This window comes from Clostridium amylolyticum (genome assembly GCF_900142075.1).
GTDB classification, from domain to species: domain Bacteria; phylum Bacillota; class Clostridia; order Clostridiales; family Clostridiaceae; genus Clostridium_AA; species Clostridium_AA amylolyticum.
Genome location: NZ_FQZO01000001.1, coordinates 183,091 through 200,459 on the forward strand (window position 1 = coordinate 183,091; position 17,369 = coordinate 200,459).

Below are 17,369 nucleotides of genomic sequence, written 5' to 3' on the forward strand. Positions count from 1 at the left end.
AAATGTGGAGTGAAGAGCAAATTGATGAATATTTAAAAGAAAATATTCATGAGAGCAGATATATACATATAATAGGTGTGGTAGAGACCTCTGAAAATCTTGCAGAAATTTATGGAGGGGATATACGCAAGGCTAGATTATCAGCCTATATACACGACGCAGCAAAGTATATACCAAAGGATAAAATTATAAGTATAATAACTGATAATGGCTATGAAATAACAGAGGAAGATAGGGATATGCCCCATCTTCTCCATGGACTTGCCGGTGCCATTATAGGAAAAAATGTTATGGGTATTGATGATGAAGAAGTATTTAATGCTGCTAGATATCATACTACTGGCAGAGAAAACATGTCTCTTCTAGAAAAGATAATATTTATAGCAGATTTTATAGAACCTTCCAGGGACTATCCAGGAGTAGAATATTTAAGGGAACTTACCCTAAAAGATTTAGATAAAGCTTTAATTCAAGCCTTTGATAACACTGTTAAGTATGTTATAGAGAAAGGGCTTATGATTCATACGGATACTATAAAATCTAGAAATTATTTACTAAAACAAAAGAGGTAAAATCACAAATAACCTTTAATGGAGGCATAGATGAGCGTTATAACAGAAACCATTAAAAGTGAAGAGCAAGGACTTACCATAAGAAATTATCTTAAAAATAATCTTGGTTTAAGCACTAGGCTTATTAGAGGTGCTGCTAAAGATGGAAGAGTAAAGGTTAATGGTGAAGTGGTAAGGATGAACTATGTGGTTAATACAAATGACCAAGTAGAAGTACAGCTGTCAAAGGAAGAAAATCAAGATATTCAAGAAGAACCCATGGATCTTTCCATAGTGTTTGAAAACGAGGATATACTTGTGGTGAATAAGCCTCCCTATATGGTGTGCCATCCTACTAGAAGCCATATTACTGGCACTTTAGCCAATGGTGTGCTCTATTATTTTAAAGAAACAGGCCAAAACTGCATTGTAAGGTTAGTAAACAGATTAGATATGAATACTTCTGGCATTGTTATTATTGCAAAAAATCAATATGCTCATATGTTTTTATCTAAAGCAATGCAAAATGATACCTTTAAAAAGAGATATAAAGCCTTAGTACATGGTAAAATGAAATCTGAATCTGGTACTCTTGATCTGCCTATATACAGACCTACAGAGGATTCAATTAAAAGAGTGGTAGATGAAAGAGGACAAAGAAGCATAACCCATTATAAGGTTATAAAAACTTCAGAGGATATAAGCTTAGTAGAACTTCAGCTGGAAACAGGTAGAACCCATCAGATAAGAGTACACCTAAGTCATATAGGACATCCTATTATAGGAGATACCCTTTATGGCATAGAAGGAGATAATTTAATGGAAAGGCAGGCGCTTCACGCTTATGCAGTGGAGTTCCCAGATCCTAAAACTTCTGAAATAATATCATTAAGTGTAGACATTCCAGAAGATATGAAGAAACTATTGGAGGAACTCTAGTAGGACATTATTAGTTTAAGAAGTGAAGTTAATGAAAATTTATACGGTAGCTAATCGCTCCTAGATAAAGTTCTTCTAAGGTTCAGCTGAAGAAGGTATTCATTTTAAGTAAGTCCATGTGAAGCTAAGAATCACTTGATAATAAAAACATTGCTATGCCATAGTTTACTATTGCATAGCAATGTTTTTTTATTATCTTCATAAATCACTTTCTAATAGCTTTTCTTATTAAAAACCAAAGGAAAAGTGATATTATAACTAAGGTTCCAGTGATGACAGCCCAAAGGGGGATAGTATTTTTTATATAGTTAGAAGCTGATTTCACTGGAGGCACTTCATAGGAGGCTCCGCTCATTAGAGTAAGACTGCCTATTAAATTGTCTTTAAGATAAATTTTTGAATCTATTAGTCTTTCTCCTTTACCAAAGCTTGTTTTGCTTAAATCTTTAGCTTCTAGTTTGCATACGGCAGAGGAGACATTTAAGTTACTTTCGTCTTTTTTTATTAAAGCATAGAAATCTTCACTAGCTAAAAGAGGTATCTTGTTTTTGTCTAGCGTTAAATCTATAACCTCTTGGCCTTTGCTATATAATTTTAACACTTGAAAATTAGCAAAACCATATTCCAATAAGTTTTTTGTTTCAGGAAAGAAAAACTCTTTTCCTTCGCCATTAATCATGGCGCTAATGAGTATTTGATTATCCTTTAATGCGGCAGCGGTATAGGAATGCCTTGCTTTTATGGTATAACCGGTTTTACCAGCTATGGCATAAGGATAATAATAATGAGAATTTTTAAGCATAAGCTGATTTTTATTGTTGGACCATTTAGGATTTGGGTCTAAATTACTAGGCGGAAGCTGATAAAAAGGAAGCTTTTCAATTTCAAGAAAAGCAGGATTTTTAATGGCCTCACGCATTATTAGAGCTAAGTCTCTAGCTGTGGTATAGTGATTTTCATCATATAAACCGCTAGGATTAACAAAGTTTGTATTGGTACACCCTAACTCTAAGGCTTTAGCATTCATTAATTTAGCAAAGTCTGAGATAGAGCCAGCTACGTGCTCCGCAAGAGCTTCTGCACAGTCATTGCCTGATTCTAAAAGCATCCCTCCTAATAAATCCTTTACAGTGAAAACTTCATCGGTTTTTATACCCACAGCAGAACCATCTGTATTAGGTGGATTCTTTCCTACAGTAACCTTGTCGTTTAAGTTACAATTCTCAAGAACTATAACTGTAGTCATTATTTTTGTAGTAGAGGCTGGAGATAGCCTTTTATCGGGATTCTTTTCATAAATCAATTTACCTGTAACCCCATCCATAAGTACAGCGCCTTCAGCGGTAACCTCAGGAGCAGGTGTAGAAGCACTAACACTTCTATTTAAAGATAACAATAAAAAAACACAACAAAAAAAGGTGAAAAATATTCTTTTCATAAATAATCCTCCTACATTAACACAGTAAAATTATATCAATAAATTTAAAAAACATCTATATAATAAGATTATTCTGTCAATAATTTAACTAGAAATTATTGTATGGAAAGGATGCTTATGTTGAAAAAGAAAGAGAAATTAATAGGTTCTGTAATATTATGTGCAATTTTACTATTAGTAACTGTCATAGGATATATGATGTCAAAAAATAATAATTCAGGTATGGACGAGGATATATTTATTGAAAAATCTTCTAAAGAAGAAAAATCCAACGTAAAAAGTGATAAAAACTCCACTTCAAAAGAGACAGAAACCTCGAATTCTACAGAGAAGAAGGGCATTTTGGTAGAAATAAAAGGTGAAGTAAAAAAACCAGATGTTTATTTAATGAAAGAAGACAGCATAGTAAAAGATTTAGTAAAAGAAGCTGGAGGAGCCACAGATAATAGCGACACTAGCAAATTAAACTTAGCACAAAAACTAAGAGATGGCATGTGTATAGTAGTGCCTAATGTACAAAGCAATACTGGAAATATGATTACTGCTCCAGTATCCTCAAATGTGGGGATAAGTTCTAATTCTGAAATAATTAACATAAACACAGCTACTAAGGAAGAGCTAAAAAAGCTTCCTTCTGTAGGAGATGTTACTGCAGATAAAATTATAGCCTACAGAGAAAAAAACGGAGGCTTTAAAACCATAGAAGATATAAAAAAAGTTGATAGGATAGGAGAAAGTACCTTCAATAAGCTAAAAGATAAGATAGATGTTAAGTAGTGCAAAGTGGTACATATGTATAGTTTTATATGACTTTTAAAAACATTGAAAATAGTTTATAATGTATTCAAAACAATGGAAAGAGGTGGCGTACATGGTAAAAAGATTAACAGAATTAACTCGTACCTCTGGTTGAGCAGCCAAAATAGGGCCGGAGACCCTTTCAAAGATACTTGGTACTTTACCAAAAATGGAAAGCGAAAATTTAATAGTAGGCATAGAAACCAGCGATGATGCCGCAGTATATAAATTAAATGATGAAATGGCTACCATTCAAACTTTAGATTTCTTCACTCCAGTGGTGGACGATCCATATACTTTTGGAGCTATTGCAGCGGCAAATTCTTTAAGTGATGTATATGCTATGGGAGGAAAACCTATAGTAGCTCTTAACATAGTATGTTTTCCTAACTGCCTGCCCATTGAAGTTTTAGGAGAAATTTTAAGAGGGGGAGCAGATAAGGTTAAAGAAGCAGGAGCAGTGGTTATAGGAGGACATTCAGTTCAAGATGAAGAACCTAAGTACGGCCTCTCAGTAACCGGTATAGTACATCCAGAAAAGGTTTTAAAAAATCATGGATGTAAAGAAGGGGATGTACTTATACTAACAAAACCTTTAGGCACAGGAATAATTAACACAGCTATTAAAGGAGATATAGCTTCTAAAGAGGCTTATGATGAGGCTGTAGAAGTTATGTCCACATTAAATAAATATGCTGGAGAAATAGTTGTAAATCATGATATAACAGCATGTACAGATGTTACAGGTTTCGGTATTATGGGGCATGGATATGAAATGGCTGAAGGTTCTAATAAGACCTTGATAATATATAAGAATAAAATACCTTATATAAAAGCTGCTAGAGAATATGCGGAAATGGGATTAATACCAGAAGGAAGTTATAATAATAGAGGATATTTAGATGGTAAATATGAACTTAACAATGTAGAGCCTTGGTTAGAGGATATATTGTTTGACCCTCAAACTTCTGGAGGCCTATTAGTTTCCTGTTCTTTTGATGAAAGTGAAGAGCTAATGAGAGAGCTTTCAAAGCTTAAATTGCAAAGTTCTATAATTGGTGAAGTTGTAAGTAAGAAAGATAAATATATTATAGTTAAATAAAAAGCCGCAAATAGTTGTTACATTGATTATTGATATAACTACATTAAAGTTAAAAACTGAAGGTGGCTATTTCATTTGGGTAAATAACTTTAATCAGGAGGAGTTAAAATGGGTAAGGAGCTTTTAAGAAAGCTACCTAAGGTAGATATATTGCTTCAACACTCAAAAGTAGAAGAAGCTTTTGAGAATAATTCAAGGGTTTTGGTTATAGAAGCAGTAAGAGAGGCTTTAGAAGATACTAGAAAGAATATATTAGAAGGAAATATCCAAGAATTTACTATAGAAGATATAATAAATACATTTAATGATATACTAGATAAAAATAACAAGCCTAAGCTTAGAAAAGTAATAAACGCAGCAGGAATTGTTATACATACAAACCTTGGACGTTCTCTTTTATGTGATAAGGCAGTTAATCAAGTAGAGGATATCATTAAAAATTATAACAATCTGGAATATGATATTGACAAAGGTGCCAGGGGTTCTAGGTACTCCCATATAGAAGATATTATTAAAGAAATAACTGGAGCGGAAGCAGCCTTAGTAGTAAATAATAATGCTGCTGCGGTGATGCTGGTTTTAAACACTCTTTGTGAAGAAAAAGAAGCCATTGTATCTAGAGGTCAGCTGGTAGAAATAGGTGGATCCTTTAGAGTGCCTGAAGTTATGAAGTTTAGCAAAGCTAAGCTGGTGGAAGTAGGTACAACTAACAGAACTCACCTTTATGATTATGAAAATAATATAACTGAAAATACTGGTGTACTTTTAAAAGTACATACTTCTAATTTTAAAATTTTAGGATTTACAGAAGATGTATCAGCAGAAGAACTTACAAAGCTGGGAGAAAAATATGATGTACCAGTGGTAGAAGATATAGGCAGTGGAGTATTGATAAATCTTCAAAGCTACGGATTAAGCTATGAGCCTACGGTGCAAGAAAGCGTTAAAAAGGGCATAGATGTAATAACCTTTAGTGGGGATAAGATGCTAGGGGGGCCACAGGCTGGTATAATCATTGGAAAGAAGAAATATATAGATAAAATAAAAAAGAATCAGCTTACAAGAGCATTAAGGGTAGACAAAATGACATTAGCAGCCTTAGAGGCAACGTTAAAATGTTATTTAGATGAAGAAACAGCCATAAAGGAAATACCTACTTTAAATATGATGTTAACACCACCTGAGGAAATTAAAAAGAAAGCTCAGTTACTTAAAAGAAAGCTATCCACAGCTCCAAAACATTTTAGTTTCCACATTGAAGAGGATTATTCTATGGTAGGAGGAGGCTCCATGCCTGAGGAAAAGCTTAAGACTTATGTGGTTAAAGTAAAAAGCAGTAAGTTTTCAGCTAAGGAATTAGAAGGAGAATTAAGAAACTATGAAACTCCTATTATTTCAAGGATATCCAATGATGAAATTTATCTTGATTTAAGAACCATATTTAAAGAAGATTTTGAAATTATATTAAATGCTCTTAAAGCACTAGGAGAATAACCTATGAAGCATATAATTATAGGAACAGCAGGACATATAGATCACGGTAAGACAACGCTTATAAAGGCTCTTACAGGAAGAGAAACAGATACCCTTAAGGAGGAAAAAGCGAGAGGTATATCTATAAACTTAGGTTTTACATTTTTTGATTTACCTTCAGGAAAAAGAGCTGGAATAATAGATGTACCTGGCCATGAAAAATTTGTTAAAAACATGCTGGCGGGAGTTAGCGGTATAGATATAGTACTTATGGTCATTGCAGCAGATGAAGGTGTCATGCCGCAAACAAAAGAGCATCTTGAAATACTTCAGCTATTAAATATTAAAAAAGGTTTAGTAGTACTAACCAAAAAAGATATGGTAGATGAAGAATGGTTGGAAATGATAAAGGAAGATGTAAAAGATAGGGTTAAGGGAACCTTTTTAGAAAATAGCCCCATAATACCTGTATCCTCTAAAACTGGTGAAGGTATTGACAAGATTATGGAGTATGTGGAAGAAGCCTCTGAAGAAGTGGAAGCAAAAGATACCATAGGTCACTTTAGAATGCCGGTAGATAGAGTTTTCTCTGTAAGTGGTTTTGGTACTGTGGTAACAGGAACCATATTTGGAGGAAGAATAAATACAGGAGAAACTGTAGAAATATATCCTCAAAAAATAACAGGGAAAATTAGAAATATTCAGGTTCATGACAAGGATGTAACCTTTGCAGAAGCAGGTCAAAGATGCGCATTAAATATATCTGGAGTAAAAGGTGAGGAGGTGTCCAGAGGCAACGTTATATCCAAGGAGGATATAATGGAACCATCCCTTACTATAGATTGTAACTTATATTATTTAAAAAGCGCTGAAAAACCTCTTATTAATAGACAAAGAGTGAGATTATATCACGGTACAGATGAAATATTATGTAGAGTAATTATTTTGGACAAAGAAGAGGTTAAACCTGGAGAAAATGCTTATGTACAGCTAAAATTAGAAGAGCCCATAGCTGCTCAAAGAAATGACAGATATGTTATAAGAAGTTACTCACCTATGATAACCATAGGCGGCGGGGCAATAATTGAACCCGTAGCAAAGAAAGCCAAAAGGTTAAATAAGGAATATCTAGAAGAGCTAAAAATAAAGGAAAGCGGCTCTGCAGATAGCATAGTTGAAAGTATCGTAAACAAACTATCATCTAATTATCCTGGAAATAATGAGATATTAAAAGCTTTGGGAAAAAATGAAGATAGGCTTGCTGATATTTTAGACACCTTAGTAAAGGAAAAGAAGATAATAAGGTTAGATGCTGGAGATAAGCCTGTTTATATTCACAACAAATTTCTAATGAAGAAGATTGAAGAAGCTAGTGAATTGTTAAAGGAATTTCATAAAAATAATCCTTTAAAAGCAGGGATATCAAAAGAGGAATTCAAAAACAAAGTATTTGGAAAGAACTTAAAACAGAGAAATTATGATGAGATACTAGATATTTTATTAAAGGGAGATATTATTAAAATTACAGGAAACAATGTAGCTCTTTATGACTTTCAAATTGTTTATGACGCATATCAAAAGGAAATTAAAGAAACTATCCTTAAACAATTTAAAGAAGGAAAGTATATGCCACCAAGATTAGAAGATCTTTCAGCTAACATAAAAAATAAAAAGGATTTTAAAGCTGTATTAGATTCCCTGCTAGATCAAGGTGAATTGTATAAGGTGAATGAAGAGTGTATTCTTTATAATGAATATTTTACAGAAGCAAAGAATATGTTAACTCAGCATATTCAAAGTAATGACTTCATTACTGCAGGAGATTTTAGGGACTTATTAGATACCAGCAGAAAATATGCAGTAGCTATTCTTGAACACTTTGATTCTTTAAAGATAACTAAAAGGGTAGAAGATAAAAGATTTTTAATGTAAATATGTATAAATTTAAGCATATTTATAGTAAGATAATGGTAGTATGATAATAAGATATTGAGAAGGGGGATTTAAATGGAAGTACTAGCTAATTTAGGATTAAGTTTGATCTTTGGAATTTTAGGAATTATAATAATGGCTATAGGTTATATTGTTTTTGACAAGATGATTCCTTTAGATTTTAATAAAGAATTGGAACAAAAGAACATAGCTGTAGCTATTGTAATTGCAGGACTACTAATAGGCATAGCTATTATAGTATCTAGAGTGGTAGCAGCCTAGTAATTGAGAATTTAGAATGGAGGAAGTTTTTCTGATGGAGAGAATCAGAAAAACTGAAGAATGTATAGAAGAAACCAAAGGATGAATCCTTTGGTTTCTTTTAAAAACATTGATTAGGGTAGACTTTGTTGAGAGTGGTTTGGAGTTTATACCTGGGTACATTGACACAATAATAAAAAAGAATTATAATAGAGATCGTGCAATCGTTTGCATGCCTTTTTTTAATTTAGTGTAGGAGTGTAATAATTATGGCAGTAACTATAAAAGAAGTAGCAGATTTAGCAAAGGTTTCTACCTCTACAGTGTCTAGAGTATTAGCCGGAAATCCAAGGATAAGTGATAATACTAAAGAAAGGGTTTGGAAAGCGGTAGAGGATTTGAATTATCATCCTAATGCTATTGCCAGAAGTCTTGCCAATAAATCTACTAATACCTTAGGGGTTATTTTACCTAGTAGAAACGATGATCTATTCAAGAATCCTTTTTTTATTCAAACCATGACTGGTATAAGTAAATATGCAAAGAAAATAGGGTATTATATCATGTATACTTATAGCAAGAATGAAGAGGAAGAAGTTAAGATAATAGATAACTATATCAACAGTAAACTAGTGGATGGAATTATTTTATTAACCTCTAGATACGAGGATAAAAGCATAAAAAATTTAAAGAACAAACAGTTTCCTTTTGTGGTTATAGGACGACCTGAGAATATTGATAATGATCTATGGATAGATAACGATAATTTCAGAGCCATGAGAGAGGTTGTGTACTATTTAATTGAAAAAGGACATAGAAATATAGGCTTCATTGGAGGACCAAGCAATTTATATATGTCAAGAGATCGATATCAAGGATACATATCAGCCTTGCAAGAGAATAACATAGATATAAACATTGATTACATATATGAAATGAAAGACTTTACAGAAGAATGTGGCTATTTAGCCGCAAAAAAACTGTTTAAAAATAAAGGTGTTACCGGCATAGTAACCACAGATGACTTGTTAGCCTTTGGAACTTTAAAGTTTATGAAGGAAAAATCTATTAAAGATATATCCATAGTTGGATTTAATAATACACCTTTATCGGAGTACCAAAACCCTCCTTTAACCACTGTAAATATTAATGCGGATTTGCTTGGCTATAATGCAGCTAAGCTTCTTATTAGCTCTCTTAGAAATACTTTAGAAGGAAAAAATTATTTTATTGTGGATACTGAGATAATAAAAAGAGAATCTACAAAGTGATAGAAGTATGGGAGATTTAATAATATTCAATAGGATTACTTCTATATTATTAAAAATAAAAAATGAAGGAGTTGTCGCATAATACATTATACAACAGCTCCTTATTTATAAACTGATTTTTAATTATACCAATTTTAGAATAAAAATTAATTGCTTCATTAATTATTCTTAATATACATCTTTTCAAAATACTCTTCTAACATTCTTTTTACTGAAAAATAATCTTTAGTGCTGTTTATGGAATTAATCATCATTTCCACCCATTTAGCTTTATTGTTATAATAAGTTGGTATAACTTCATTTAAAAGCACATGGTAAAGAGCTTTTAAATCATGATTATCTAATTCTTCCTCGGTTTGGAAATCTTCAAGAGCCTTGCCATCTCCAAACTGCCATCCATTCACTCCATGGTTGCAGGCTTCTGGCCACCATCCATCTAAGATGGAGAAGTTTATTACACCATTCATGGCTGCTTTCATTCCTGAGGTACCGCTGGCTTCAAGAGGCCTTCTAGGGTTGTTAAGCCATATATCAGAGCCTCTGGTAAGCATCTTTCCTATGGTCATATCATAGTTTTCTAAAAATACTACAGAGTTTGGATACTTTTTAGTCATATTAACTATATTCTTAATTATATCTTTACCAGTATCATCTAAAGGATGAGCTTTTCCTGAAAATACTATTTGTATCTTTCCTTCTCTTAAAAGAGGTTCTATTATTTCTGTATCTGTAAAAATAAGATTACTTCGTTTATAAGGGGCAGCCCTTCTTGAAAATCCTATAAGAAGCTTGTCAGCATCTAGTGCTACTCCGGTTCTTTCTTTCACAAAGGCTATTAAATCATGCTTATTTTTCATATGGTTTTCCCAAACCTGAGATTTTTCTTCAGCAGCCTTAATCATATTTTCATCCACCCAAGTAGGCATGTGAATAGCATTGGTTATGCCTATTATTTCACTTCTGTTATCTATATGCATCCACATCTTATTGGCAGTTTCAGCATGAAGCTGTGCCACAGCGTTGGAGATCCTAGAAAGTCTAAGAGCAGCCACGGTCATATTAAAAGGTGCTCCTCCTATGTCCACCATTTGTTCAAAGGTAAGGCCATTGTTTGCTCCCATATACATAAGCCTATGAAGGGGATGGGATTCATTCCCTTGAACAATAGGGGTATGGGTGGTGAAAACAACTTCATCAATGGTTTTACATTTTGCATTTATAAAGGATAAACCTTTATCCATTTTTTCTTTTATAAGCTCTAATCCAGCAAAAACTGCATGGCCTTCATTAAAATGATATACTTCTACCTCATGGCCTAAAGCTCTTAAAGCTCTTACTCCACCTATACCCAGCACCATTTCTTGTGCTATTCTCTCTTCACCAAACCAACCATAAAGCTGACCAGTAATCCAAGCATCTTCATTTTCAGGAAGATCTGTGTCCAAAAAATATAGTGGACATACTCCGTAATTTACTACTTTCCATACCTTTATCACAACATCTCTTTCTCTTATTTTAACATTTACCTTCACTCCGGTATCTTCTAGGCAATGATAATCATTGTTATGATAACTGTCATAAGGGTTGCCTTCTTCATCTATCCTTTGATCCGTATAACCTTGTTTCCATTTCAGTCCTAAACCTATAAGAGGGTAGTGATAATCATGGGCACCCTTCATATAGTCTCCAGCAAGTATACCTAATCCACCAGCATAAGTTTTTATTTTACTATCTATGCCATATTCCATGCAAAAGTAAGCGGTATTTGGAAGCTTTTTATTCATAACAGTTACACTCCTTTGAAATTTATCTCTTCATAATTATATTTAAGGGAGAATTTACTTTTAAATCATAATATGCATCATATACCTCTATAGGTAGTTCTTCTCCATACTCCATATTTACCCTTATATTTTCTTTATCTATGGAAATGCTAAGCAGTCTCTTTCTAAACATTATCTTGAAAGAATAGCTGCTCCAAGTTTTTGGAATAAAGGGCGATAGAGTAAGCTTACTATCCTTTATTCTAAATCCGCCAAAGCCATAAACTATGGACATCCAGGTACCAGCCATACTGGTAATATGAAGACCATCTTCAGTATCATTATTGTAATTATCTAAATCTAATCTAGCAGTTCTAAGATATAGTTCATAAGCCTTTTCATGGTATCCTATCTCTCCGGCAATTATAGAGTATATGCAAGGAGATAAAGAGGATTCATGAACGGTTCTAGGTTCATAGAAGTCAAAGTTCCTCTTTTTAGTAGCTAAATCAAATCTATGATTTAAGAAGAATAATCCTTGCAGCACATCAGCTTGTTTTATAAAACAGGATCTTAAAATTCTGTCCCAAGACCAGTTTTGGTTAAGGGGAAGTTCAGCTTCAGGCAGATCTCTAACCATAAGCTGCTCTTTGTCCATATATCCATCTTGCTGCTGAAAAACATCTAATTCTTCAATATGTGGATAATACATCTTATCTATTATATCTTGCCACTTTTCAATTTCTTCTTTAGAAATATTTAACTTAGCAGTTAATCTATAAAAATCTGCAGGATATTTTTCTTTTAATAGAGTATAAACTTCAATGGTATATTCTAGGTTCCAGCTAGCCATAGTATTGGTGTACCAGTTATTATTAACATTATTCTCATATTCATTAGGTCCTGTAACGCCTAGAATCATGTATTTATCTTTATAGGTATTGTAATTTACTCTAGATGCCCAAAAACGGCTGGTTTCAACTAATACTTCAAAACCGTACTCTGCCAAATGGTACTCATCTTCTGTATATTTAACATAATTATATATAGCATAGGAAATAGCAGCATTTCTGTGAATCTCTTCAAAGGTTATTTCCCACTCATTATGACACTCTTCACCATTCATGGTAACCATAGGGTAAAGGGCTCCTCTAAGTCCTAACTTTGCGGCATTCTCCTTAGCTTTTTCCAAATGATTATATCTATAAATAAGGAGCTGCTTGGCTATCTTTGAAGGAGCAGTGCTTAAGTAAAAGGGAAGGCAATATGCTTCTGTATCCCAGTAGGTACTGCCGCCATACTTCTCGCCTGTAAAGCCTTTAGGACCTATATTTAATCTTGGATCTTCTCCGGTATAAGTTTGGTTTAGCTGAAAGATATTAAAGCGTATAGATTGCTGGGCAGCTATATCTCCTTTAATTTCTATGTCACTTTCACTCCAATGCTTTTCCCAAGCTCTTCGGTGTTCCTGAAATAAATCTTCAAATCCCTTATCACTAGCCTCTTTTAAGAATTCATGGGCTTTTTCTTCTAACAAATTGTTATCGTAATATCTATTACTTACAACGGATATATATTTATAAATTGTTAGAGTATCCATTTTTGAAACCTTTATTTTAAAGGAACTAGCTACATATTTATCCTTTAGTATAGGATCTGTATCTATATTAACGAAATTATTGTTAATAGTTGCATTAAAGCTACTTGCCCAAGTAGTTCTAAAGGCAGTCTTTTTGGTTTCCAGGGTTAAATCCATAAAGGATTGGGTGCTGTGCTTATCTATTTCATTCCAAAACTTTTCATCATAGTTAGAATCCTCGTTTTTAACGTCTCCATCTAAATAAGGGCATACAGTTATTTCTCCATGATAGTTAAGAGGTTTAATAGAATACTTTATAGCTGCTATTTCATTAGAAACTATACTTATAAATCTTTTTACTTCTATTTCAGTTTCTCTTTCATCTTCACTTACTATAGTAAAGCTTCTTAGAAGATAACCTTCCTTCATATTTAATATCCTCTTGAAAGCCTTAACTTCCTTTGCTTTAGATAGATCTAAAATTTCATCATTTATTTTTATGGAAAGCCCTAGAAAGTTAGTTGCATTAGGAACCTTGGCAAAGTATTCAGGATATCCATTTTTCCACCAACCAACTCTAGTTTTATCCGGATAATATACTCCTGCTACATAGGAACCTTGTAATGAATCTCCGGAGTAATCTTCTTCAAAGTTTCCCCTTATTCCCATACTGCCATTACCTAAACTCATTAAACTTTCATAAACTCTATTGTCATTGGGGTGAAAACCTTCTTCTATGATTTCCCATTCATGGTGTTTAACATATTTATTCATTATTAAAACTCACCTTTCTTGAGATAATGTAGTGCAAGCGGTTGCATACAATGATAATAAAAAAAGCATTTAAATGTTTACACGCCTGTTAATTCTAATATTACCATCACTTAATGCAATTTTCAAGAGAAAATTCTAATATTGTTTTGTGTAAGCAAAAGAATCGCTTGATTTAATTGTTCTATAAAAAAGTAAATAGTGAAAAATGTTCAAAATTATTTAAAATTTCAGAATTATTAAACTAAATAGAAGGATTTTACAAATATGTGTAGTATATATAAGATAACACAATATTTACTAACACTCATTAAGTATCAATAATTATTAATATATTTCAGATGAGGGGGACTTTGAAATGTCTAAATTGTACTATTGTCTAGATTGCAAAAGGGTTTTTCAAAAGGAAGAGCAATGTGAGTATTGCAGTAGTAATGCCATAAAAGAAATTAGAAAGGATAGCCCTGTAAACATCCTAGGAACTAAAATTAAAGGCAGGGTGCTTAAGATAGAGCCAGATGCAGTAAGACTATTGCTTACCAATGAATTCAATGAAAGATATATAAAAGACTACAAAGCCGAGGAACTGAAAAAGGTACTATAATAATAGGGAAAAAATGTAATCGCCCCTGGGGTGCTTCCTTTTAATTGGAAGCACCCCAGGGGCGATTACATTTCTTGGAATTTATCCTTAGAACATACTGTATAACATCTTTGCTGCTACTGCTAGGGACATGGTTACAAATATGGGTTTTATAAGCTTGGCTCCTTTGTTTATAGCGGCTTTGGCGCCTAGCCGCGCTCCTAGGATCATGAATACAGCCACTAGAATACCATATTGATAGTTAATTTTGCCTTCTAAAGAGAAGGTTAAAAGAGAAGCTATATTACTGGTGAAATTTAATATCTTTGCATTACCATTGGCGTGTACAAAATCAAATTTAAATATGTAAATAAGGCCAAATATCAAAAAGGAGCCTGTACCAGGGCCAAAAAAACCATCATAAAATCCAAGAGAAAAACCAAGTAGCATTGCAAAAAAGAGAGTCTTAGTGGTTATTCCTTGATAATTATTTTCTAACCCGATATTCTTAGATATTAGGGTATAAATCCCCACTAACAGTATGAGTATCATAACTATAGGGTATAGGAAACTTTGATCTATTAAAAGCACCGTTTTAACCCCTAGAACAGCACCTATAAAGGTTACTGGAACGGCATATTTCAATATGTCTTTATTTACTTTTTTAGAGGTTATAAATTTAATAGAGCTAGTCAATGAACCGGTGGTGGCTGCAAATTTATTTGTGCCTAAGGCTATATGAGGAGGAAAGCCTGCCATAAAAAAGGCTGGAACACTTATAAGACCGCCTCCTCCAGCAATGGCATCCACAAAAGCTGCAATAAAACCAGCAGCACAGAGAAATACTATATTATACATGAATTACCCCCTACAAATATTGTGATAAAAAAATTATATCACACCATAATTATACTAGTAGGATATTATAACTTAAATAAATAATTATATTAATGTTATAAATAAGAGGGTTGTGTAAATGTTTACTGATAATTTATTATTAAAAAATCACTATTATTAATAAAATATTTAGAAAATATTGATTTTGTTATTGATTTTTTTAGAAAATGTGATTATACTAGTGTCAATGGAAAATTAAATAACTGATAACAATTGTCTTATCAAGAGAGGTGGAGGGACTGGCCCTGTGAAGCCCGGCAACCAGTATTTATTTATAAATACAATGGTGCCAATTCCAACAGCGTAAGCTGGGAGATGAGAATAAATGAGGACTTAATCGCCGGAGTTTATTCTCCGGCGTTTTTATTTTGCATAAAGATACATATGATCTGCACAAGGGGGAGAGCACATGATAGAAATCAGCGGCTTATACAAGAACTTTTATGATTTTGAAGTTCTTAAAGATATAAGTTTAGAAATTAAAGAAGGGGAGATATTTGGAATAATAGGCAGAAGCGGAGCTGGAAAGTCCACTTTACTAAGATGCATAAATGGTCTTGAAGGTTATGACAAGGGATCTGTAAAGGTGATGGATAAAGAAATAAAAGATCTAAACCCAGACAACCTAAGAAATTTAAGAAAAGAATTAGGCATGATCTTTCAAAGCTTTAACCTATTGGAAAGAAAGAATGTTTATGAAAACATTGCACTTCCTATGGAGGTTTGGGGAACCGACAAAGGAGTAATAGACAAAAGGGTGAAGGAATTACTGAAGCTGGTGGGATTAGAAGATAAAGCAAAATCTAAACCTCGTTCCTTAAGCGGGGGACAAAAGCAAAGGGTAGCCATAGCCAGAGCTTTAGCTTTAAAGCCTAAAGTACTATTGTGTGATGAAGCTACTTCTGCCTTAGACCCTAGCATCACCAAGGGAATACTTCACCTATTACAGGATATAAACAAAGAGCTAGGTATAACCATAGTGGTGGTTACCCATCAAATGGAAGTGGTAAAGGAAATCTGTGAAAGAGTTGCACTACTAGAAGATGGAAGGCTAAAAGCTGTAGGGCAAAGTAATGAGCTTTTCCTTAAGCCAAGCCATGAGCTTAAAAAATTCTTAGGAGAAGAAGAAGTTTTACCAGAAAAGGGGGTTAATATAAAGATATTCTTCCCTAAGGAATTTAGTGAACAAAGCTTAATAACCAATATGGCCAGGACCTTAGATATAGACTTCTCCATAGTTTGGGGCAAGCTTGAAAAGTTTAGAGGAGATGTTCTAGGATCCTTGGTAATAAATGTGGACAAAGAGCAACAAGGAAGAGTGCTTAATTATCTTATAGAAAGATCTATTAACTGGGAGGTGCTTTAAATGCAGTATGCTGAATTAATATATGATGCACTTTTAGAAACTTTATACATGGTTTCTGTATCTACAATATTTGCAGTAATAATTGGTGCTATACCTGCCATAATACTTACTCTCACAGCACCTAATGGGTTAAAGCCTAATGAAGGAGTATATAAAACCTTAGATTTTATAATAAATATTTTAAGATCCTTTCCTTTTATAATACTGTTAGTAGCAGTGGTACCTCTAACAAAAATTATAGTGGGGAAATCCATAGGTACCACAGCGGCCATAGTTCCCCTTACCATAGCAGCAGCTCCTTTTGCAGCCAGAGTTATAGAATCTTCCCTTAGAGAAGTAAATCCAGGAGTTATTGAAGCAGCAAGATCCTTTGGCGCTACTAACTTTCAAATCCTTACTAGGGTGATGCTAAAGGAAGCCCTTCCTTCCATAATATTAGGAATAACTTTAACAGTAATTAGCGTTATAAGTTATTCAGCTATGGCAGGAGCCATTGGGGGAGGAGGTCTTGGAGATATTGCAGTAAAGTATGGTTATCATAGGTTTAAAACAGATATTACGGTTTATACGGTGATAATATTAATAATACTTGTACAAGTAGTACAATCCCTAGGAAATTTTATTTATAGAAAGCTTACCAAATAA

General features: G+C 33.3%; 15 protein-coding genes and 1 riboswitch. Of the genes, 11 read left to right on the forward strand and 4 right to left on the reverse strand.

The genetic code is table 11. The annotated features are described in order from the left end of the window. The first annotated feature begins 2 nt into the window (after positions 1-2). Entirely contained in the window at positions 3-572 is a 570-nt protein-coding gene (gene yqeK / locus BUA82_RS00955) for a bis(5'-nucleosyl)-tetraphosphatase (symmetrical) YqeK (RefSeq protein WP_073003860.1), read from the forward strand. 30 nt (positions 573-602) lie between these two features. Beyond that, a complete protein-coding gene (locus BUA82_RS00960; protein WP_073003861.1) occupies positions 603-1,490 on the forward strand; it encodes an RluA family pseudouridine synthase in 888 nt (295 codons plus the stop codon). Positions 1,491-1,695: 205 nt separating this feature from the next. Here the strand turns inward: BUA82_RS00960 and BUA82_RS00965 are convergent, their stop codons facing one another. Next, positions 1,696-2,928, reverse strand: coding sequence for a D-alanyl-D-alanine carboxypeptidase family protein (locus tag BUA82_RS00965; protein ID WP_073003862.1), 1,233 nt, complete (start codon positions 2,926-2,928; stop codon positions 1,696-1,698). A gap of 117 nt (positions 2,929-3,045) precedes the next feature. Between BUA82_RS00965 and BUA82_RS00970 the strand changes: the two genes are divergently transcribed. The 6 genes from BUA82_RS00970 (at position 3,046) to BUA82_RS00995 (ending at position 9,765) form a co-directional block, all read left to right on the forward strand. Next, positions 3,046-3,705, forward strand: coding sequence for a ComEA family DNA-binding protein (locus tag BUA82_RS00970; RefSeq protein ID WP_178140666.1), 660 nt, complete (start codon positions 3,046-3,048; stop codon positions 3,703-3,705). 94 nt (positions 3,706-3,799) lie between these two features. Next, positions 3,800-4,828, forward strand: coding sequence for a selenide, water dikinase SelD (gene selD, locus BUA82_RS00975; RefSeq protein WP_083599717.1), 1,029 nt, complete (start codon positions 3,800-3,802; stop codon positions 4,826-4,828). A 108-nt stretch (positions 4,829-4,936) separates the two neighbouring features. After that, positions 4,937-6,322 (forward strand): L-seryl-tRNA(Sec) selenium transferase, encoded by a 1,386-nt coding sequence (gene selA, locus BUA82_RS00980; protein ID WP_073003865.1) that lies wholly within the window; start codon positions 4,937-4,939, stop codon positions 6,320-6,322. 3 nt (positions 6,323-6,325) lie between these two features. After that, entirely contained in the window at positions 6,326-8,233 is a 1,908-nt protein-coding gene (gene selB, locus BUA82_RS00985; RefSeq protein ID WP_073003866.1) for a selenocysteine-specific translation elongation factor, read from the forward strand. A gap of 75 nt (positions 8,234-8,308) precedes the next feature. Further along, positions 8,309-8,515: a DUF350 domain-containing protein gene (locus BUA82_RS00990; protein ID WP_073003867.1), complete on the forward strand. Its 207-nt coding sequence runs from the start codon at positions 8,309-8,311 to the stop codon at positions 8,513-8,515. Between the two features lie 248 nt (positions 8,516-8,763). Next, the gene (locus BUA82_RS00995) at positions 8,764-9,765 is read left to right on the forward strand and encodes a LacI family DNA-binding transcriptional regulator (protein ID WP_073003868.1); all 1,002 of its coding nucleotides are present in this window, start codon (positions 8,764-8,766) and stop codon (positions 9,763-9,765) included. Between the two features lie 158 nt (positions 9,766-9,923). Here the strand turns inward: BUA82_RS00995 and glgP are convergent, their stop codons facing one another. Together glgP and BUA82_RS01005 are read right to left on the reverse strand one after the other, a co-directional pair. Then, the gene (glgP, locus tag BUA82_RS01000) at positions 9,924-11,549 is read right to left on the reverse strand and encodes an alpha-glucan family phosphorylase (RefSeq protein WP_073003869.1); all 1,626 of its coding nucleotides are present in this window, start codon (positions 11,547-11,549) and stop codon (positions 9,924-9,926) included. A 22-nt stretch (positions 11,550-11,571) separates the two neighbouring features. Then, complete coding sequence (locus BUA82_RS01005; RefSeq protein WP_073003870.1) at positions 11,572-13,881, reverse strand: family 65 glycosyl hydrolase domain-containing protein; 2,310 nt, start codon at positions 13,879-13,881, stop codon at positions 11,572-11,574. A gap of 355 nt (positions 13,882-14,236) precedes the next feature. On the opposite strand from BUA82_RS01005, the gene BUA82_RS01010 reads away from it, so the two are divergent. After that, positions 14,237-14,482: a hypothetical protein gene (locus BUA82_RS01010; protein WP_073003871.1), complete on the forward strand. Its 246-nt coding sequence runs from the start codon at positions 14,237-14,239 to the stop codon at positions 14,480-14,482. Positions 14,483-14,569: 87 nt separating this feature from the next. Here BUA82_RS01010 and BUA82_RS01015 read toward each other — a convergent pair whose 3' ends face one another. Beyond that, entirely contained in the window at positions 14,570-15,319 is a 750-nt protein-coding gene (locus BUA82_RS01015; protein WP_073003872.1) for a TSUP family transporter, read from the reverse strand. A 254-nt stretch (positions 15,320-15,573) separates the two neighbouring features. Then, a riboswitch (SAM riboswitch) is annotated at positions 15,574-15,680 on the forward strand. 87 nt (positions 15,681-15,767) lie between these two features. Here BUA82_RS01015 and BUA82_RS01020 point away from each other — a divergent pair. Together BUA82_RS01020 and BUA82_RS01025 are read left to right on the forward strand one after the other, a co-directional pair. Next, complete coding sequence (locus tag BUA82_RS01020; protein ID WP_073003873.1) at positions 15,768-16,724, forward strand: methionine ABC transporter ATP-binding protein; 957 nt, start codon at positions 15,768-15,770, stop codon at positions 16,722-16,724. Beyond that, positions 16,725-17,369, forward strand: a complete 645-nt coding sequence (locus tag BUA82_RS01025; protein ID WP_073003874.1) for a methionine ABC transporter permease — start codon at positions 16,725-16,727, stop codon at positions 17,367-17,369.

Excerpts from the sequence above, each read along its gene's own strand:
- yqeK (WP_073003860.1), top strand. The coding sequence starts at position 3 with ATGTGGAGTGAAGAGCAAATTGATGAATATTTAAAAGAAAATATTCAT.
- BUA82_RS00960 (WP_073003861.1), top strand. The coding sequence starts at position 603 with ATGAGCGTTATAACAGAAACCATTAAAAGTGAAGAGCAAGGACTTACC.
- BUA82_RS00965 (WP_073003862.1), bottom strand. The coding sequence starts at position 2,928 with ATGAAAAGAATATTTTTCACCTTTTTTTGTTGTGTTTTTTTATTGTTA.
- BUA82_RS00970 (WP_178140666.1), top strand. The coding sequence starts at position 3,046 with ATGTTGAAAAAGAAAGAGAAATTAATAGGTTCTGTAATATTATGTGCA.
- selA (WP_073003865.1), top strand. The coding sequence starts at position 4,937 with ATGGGTAAGGAGCTTTTAAGAAAGCTACCTAAGGTAGATATATTGCTT.
- selB (WP_073003866.1), top strand. The coding sequence starts at position 6,326 with ATGAAGCATATAATTATAGGAACAGCAGGACATATAGATCACGGTAAG.
- BUA82_RS00990 (WP_073003867.1), top strand. The coding sequence starts at position 8,309 with ATGGAAGTACTAGCTAATTTAGGATTAAGTTTGATCTTTGGAATTTTA.
- BUA82_RS00995 (WP_073003868.1), top strand. The coding sequence starts at position 8,764 with ATGGCAGTAACTATAAAAGAAGTAGCAGATTTAGCAAAGGTTTCTACC.
- glgP (WP_073003869.1), bottom strand. The coding sequence starts at position 11,549 with ATGAATAAAAAGCTTCCAAATACCGCTTACTTTTGCATGGAATATGGC.
- BUA82_RS01005 (WP_073003870.1), bottom strand. The coding sequence starts at position 13,881 with ATGAATAAATATGTTAAACACCATGAATGGGAAATCATAGAAGAAGGT.
- BUA82_RS01010 (WP_073003871.1), top strand. The coding sequence starts at position 14,237 with ATGTCTAAATTGTACTATTGTCTAGATTGCAAAAGGGTTTTTCAAAAG.
- BUA82_RS01015 (WP_073003872.1), bottom strand. The coding sequence starts at position 15,319 with ATGTATAATATAGTATTTCTCTGTGCTGCTGGTTTTATTGCAGCTTTT.
- BUA82_RS01020 (WP_073003873.1), top strand. The coding sequence starts at position 15,768 with ATGATAGAAATCAGCGGCTTATACAAGAACTTTTATGATTTTGAAGTT.
- BUA82_RS01025 (WP_073003874.1), top strand. The coding sequence starts at position 16,725 with ATGCAGTATGCTGAATTAATATATGATGCACTTTTAGAAACTTTATAC.